2 protein-coding genes are annotated in these 4,788 nt (G+C 74.2%); both read left to right on the top strand.

Translation table 11 applies throughout. From position 1 onward, the window contains the following. The coding region (locus AC1D1T_RS30025; protein WP_477993101.1) for a UvrD-helicase domain-containing protein at positions 1 to 2,966 on the top strand (2,966 nt) is incomplete at its 5' end. Between the two features lie 117 nt (positions 2,967 to 3,083). Beyond that, positions 3,084 to 4,788: serine/threonine protein kinase (locus tag AC1D1T_RS30020; RefSeq protein ID WP_477993099.1), on the top strand; the 1,705-nt coding region annotated here is incomplete at its 3' end.

Below are 4,788 nucleotides of genomic sequence, written 5' to 3'. Positions count from 1 at the left end.
CGGCCGAGCTGGTCGCGCGCGGCGTGCCGCCGGCGCAGGCCGCCGGGCTCGCGGACCGGCTGGCCGGCCTGCACGAGCAGGTGCTGGCCGGTGGCCGGCCGGTCGAGATCCGCACCTTTCATGCGTGGTTCTCGCAGCTGCTGAAGACCGCGCCGCTCGACCTGCTGGCCGAGCTGGGGCTGCAACCCGGCATGAGCCTGATCGAGGACATCGACGAGCACCTGGGCGAGATCTTCCGGCGCTTCCATGCCGCCTTGCTCGACGATGCCGCGCTGCACGCCGACTACCGCGCACTGGTCGAGCGGCGCGGCCGGGCGCAGACCTCGAAGTGGCTCGCGACGGTGCTCGACAAGCGCATCGAGATCGAGCTCGCCGACGAGGCCGGCGTGCTGGACGACAGCGTGCCGTCGGCCGCGCAGCTGTGGCCGGCGCTCGCGGCGCTGCCGCACCCGGCGCACCGGCTGAACGACGCCGAGGCCCGCAGCCTGTTGCTGCGCGTGGCGGCCGCGCTCGGTGTGCAGACCAAGGCCACGCCGCGCAAGCAGGGCAGCCTGCTGGAGCAGGCGCTCGCCCTCGATGATGCCGAAGCGGCGCTGCACGCCGCACGCAGCGCGTTGCTGAACAGCAGCGGCCAGCTGCGCGCCCACCTGGCGGCGCCCGAGCTCGATGACGCGGTCGCGCTGCTCGACGCCGTCCACCATGCGAGCCGCCAGCAGCTCGCGCACGACGAGCACCTGCGCATGGCGCGGTTGTCGCGCGTGCTGCTCGCGCAGTTCGCCGCGTTCAAGCGCCTGCGCGGGCTGGCCGACATGGCCGACCTCGAACGCTGCGCGCTGGCGCTGCTGCGCGATGCCGACCTGTCCGGCTGGGTGCAGGAGCGGCTCGATTCGCGCGTGCGCCACGTGCTGATCGACGAGTTCCAGGACACCAGCCCGCTGCAATGGCATGCGCTGCACAGCTGGCTCTCGGCCTATGCCGGCGCCGGCGGTGGCGCGAGCGGGCAGCGGCCGCCGTCGGTCTTCATCGTCGGCGACCCGAAGCAGAGCATCTACCGTTTCCGCCGCGCCGAGCCGAAGGTGTTCGCCGCGGCCAGTGATTTCGTCGCCGGCGGGCTGGGCGGCCATGTGCTCGCCTGCGACCACACGCGGCGCAACGCGCCCGAGGTGATCGCCGCGCTGAACCGCGTCTTCGAGGCGGCGCAGCGCGACGGCGAGTACGTCGGCTTCCGCGCGCACAGCACCGAGATCGCACCGCTCGCTGGAGCCGGTGTGCGTGCGCTGCCGCCGGTGGCCCGCCCGCCACGCGAGGCGACCGCGGGCGACGAAGGCCGGCTGCTGTGGCGCGACAGCCTGGCCACGCCGCGCCACGAGCCGGAAGAGGTGCTGCGCGAGCTGGAGGCGCGTTGGGTCGCGCAGGCGATCGGCGAGCTGGTGGGCAGCGGGGCGGTGGCGGCGGGCGAGGTCTTCGTGCTGTGCCGCAAGCGCGCGTCGCTGCGGCTGGTGGCGCAGGCGCTGCAGGCGCGGCACCTGCCGGCGGCCGCGGTCGAGGACCAGTCGCTGATGGATGCGCCCGAGGTGCGCGACCTGATCGCGATGCTGGATGCGCTGGCCTCGCCACAGCACCGGCTGTCGCTCGCGCAGGCGCTGCGCAGCCCGCTGTTCGGGGCCGGCGACGATGAGCTGATCGCGCTGGCGCAGCAGGCGGCCGCGGGCGGCGACTGGTTCGCTGCGCTGCTGGCCGGCCGGCACGACGGCCAGCCGGCGCTGCAGCGGGCGAAGCGGCTGCTGCCGGCCTGGCTGCAGGCCGCGCGCGAACTGCCGCCGCACGACCTGCTGGACCGCATCGTCGCCGAGGGGGCGTATCGAGAGCGCGTCGCGGCGGTCGTGCCGCCGGAGCAGCGGGCCGCGGCGCTGAATGCGATCGACGCGCTGCTCGGCCAGGCGCTGACGCTCGACGGCGCGCGCTATGCGACACCGTACAACTTCGTCCGCGCGCTGAAGCGCCGCGCGCTGAAGGTGGCGCCGCCGGCGCAGCGCAACGCGGTGCAGTTGCTGACGGTGCACGGCGCCAAGGGGCTGGAGGCGCGCGTCGTCTTCATCATGGACAGCGCCCCCGAGCGCGCCGGCACCGACACCGCCACCGTGCTGGTCGACTGGCCGGTCGAGCTGGACCGGCCGGCGCGCTGTGCCTTCGTCTACTCCGAGGGCGACGTGCCGCCTTCCCTGGCGCCGGCGATGCTGGCCGAGCAGGTGGCGCGCCAGCGCGAGGAGCTCAACGGCCTCTACGTCGCGATGACCCGGGCGCGCGAGCAGGTGGTGTTCAGCCGCACCGAGCCGCACATCGCGGCGCCCGGCGCCTCGTGGTGGCAGCGCGTCGAGGCGCTGGTGGCGGCCTGGCTACCGGCCGACGTGGCATCGGCCGCGGCGGGGCAGGGGGCGTTCGCGCTGCCGGGCCTGCCGCAGGTGCCGGTGGTGGCCGACGTGGCACCGGCTTCCTTCGCGGCACGCGACGACCGCGCCTCGCGCCTCGGCCAGGCGGTGCACCGCACGCTGGAGTGGGCGACCGGCGCCGCCGGCGAGGCCGACCTGGAAACGCTGGCCACGGCCGCCGCGGCCGCGTTCGACAGCCCGCCGCGCGAGGTGCTGCGCATCGCGTCGACGATGCTGCGGCACGCGAGCGGCCGCCGCTTCTTCGACCGCACCGGCCTGCTGTGGGCGGGCAACGAGGTGGCGGTGGCGCAGGGTGACCAGCCGCTGCGCATCGACCGGCTGGTGGCGCTGGACGAAGGCGGCCGGCGCGTCTGGTGGGTGCTCGATTACAAGCTCGCCCACAAGCCGCAGGCGCAGCAGGCGTACCACGAGCAGATGCAGCGCTACCGCGACGCGGTGCAGGCGCTGCAGCCCGGCGAGCCGGTGCGCTGCGCGCTGATCGCCGGCACCGGAGAGGTCGTCGAGCTGGACATCTGACGCGCCGAACCCCGGCCCGCCGGCGGAAATTGGCACGGCTTTTCCGGGTTCATCAGCGCACCACGATGCGGCATTCGGTCGTCCAATAAGGCAACTTCGTCACATCGCGCCTCGCTCATGTCCGTTCCGGAGACTCCTGCCGCCAAGACCTCGCCGACACGCGCGTTCGGGCGCTATCAGCTGCGTCAGCTGCTGGGCAAGAGCGACCGCAGCATGGTGTGGCTCGCGTTCGACCCGCGTGCCTCGCAGGAGGTGATGCTGACGCTGCCGCGCGTGCAGCCCGCCGACGCCGCCGGCCTGGAGGCCTGGACGCGCGACGCCAAGCTTGCCGCCCGGCTCGACCACCCGAACCTGGCCCACGTGATCGAAGTGGGCGTGCAGGACCACTGGCCCTACGTCGCGGTCGACCGCGCGCTCGGCAGCACGCTGGCCGAACGGCTCGCGGCCACGCCCGGGCTGACCGCCAACGAGGCGGTGGGTTGGGTGATCCAGGCACTGGAAGGCCTGGCCTTCGCGCATGAAGCCGGTGTGGCACACCGCGACCTGCAACTGCACCATGTGCTGCTCAGCGAGCAGGGCACGGTGCGCGTGATGGCGCTGGCCGTTGCCTCGGCACCGGCCGCCACCGGCGAGACCGCCGCCGCGGACCGCGCCCACGACCGCGCGATGCCGATGGACCCGAACCAGCTGCGCGCCTCCCGGCTCGCGGCCGAGCGCGACGTGCTGTGTGCCGGGCTGGTGCTGCACCAGCTGCTGTGCGGCCAGCCGGCGCTCGACGAACCCGACACCGCCCGCGTGATCGACCGCCTGCCGCCGGTCGGCCGCGAGATCATCCGCCTGCCCTGGGGCACGCCGAAGCCGATTCCCGATGCGCTGCGCGCCATCGCCAACCGCGCGACCGACCGCCAGGAGCGCCAGCGCTATCACAGCGCCCGCACCATGCTGCGCGCGATGTCGGGCTGGCGCGAGACCGACGCGCAGGACAGCGGCGGCGCGATCGCGCTGCTGATCGACCGCATGCGCAGCATCGGCCACCTGCCGGCTGCGCCCGGTGTCGCGCAGCGCGTGGGCCGGCTCGCGATGGCCGAGGGCCAGCGCACCGACGAGATCGCCCAGCAGATCCTGCAGGACATGGCGCTCAGCTTCGAGCTGCTGCGCACCGTCAATTCGGCGCAGGTGCAGGGCACGCAGATTTCCGGCAACGGCCCGGTGCTGACGATCCGCCGCGCGGTGGCGTTGGTCGGGCTGAAGGGCGTGCGCACCGCGGCTTCGGTGCTGCGCGCCTGGCCCGGCCCGTTGTCGCCGGCGCACGCCGACGCGCTGCAGAAGCTGATGGACCGCGTGCGCCTGGCAGGCCACACCGCGCAGGTGCTGCGCCCGGCGGGCTACGACCCCGAGGTGATCTACCTGATCGCGACGCTGCAGAACCTGGGCCGCCTGATGGTGCAGTACCACTTCCCCGATGAAGCCGAACAGATTCGCCAGCTGATGCAGCCGATTCCGCCCGCCGAGCCGGGCGAGGCCGAGCAGCCGGGCATGACGGAAGAGGGCGCATCGTTCGCGGTGCTCGGCGTCGACAGCGAATTGCTGGGCGCCGCCGTGGCGCGCCACTGGGGCCTGAACGACGAGGTGCTGCACATGGTGCGCCGGCTGCCGCCCGGCCGCCCGGTGCGCAGCGCCGACAGCGACGGCGACGTGCTGCGCATTGCCGCGAGCGCCGCCAACGAGGCGGTCGACGTGGTCAGCCAGTTGCCGGCCGCGCGCATCGGTGCCGGCCTGGCCGCGGTGGCGCAGCGCTATGCGCGGCCGCTCGAGGTGACCG

The organism is Rhizobacter sp. P2_H3 (assembly GCF_056403355.1).
This window is presented reverse-complemented; position numbering and strand designations above follow the sequence as displayed.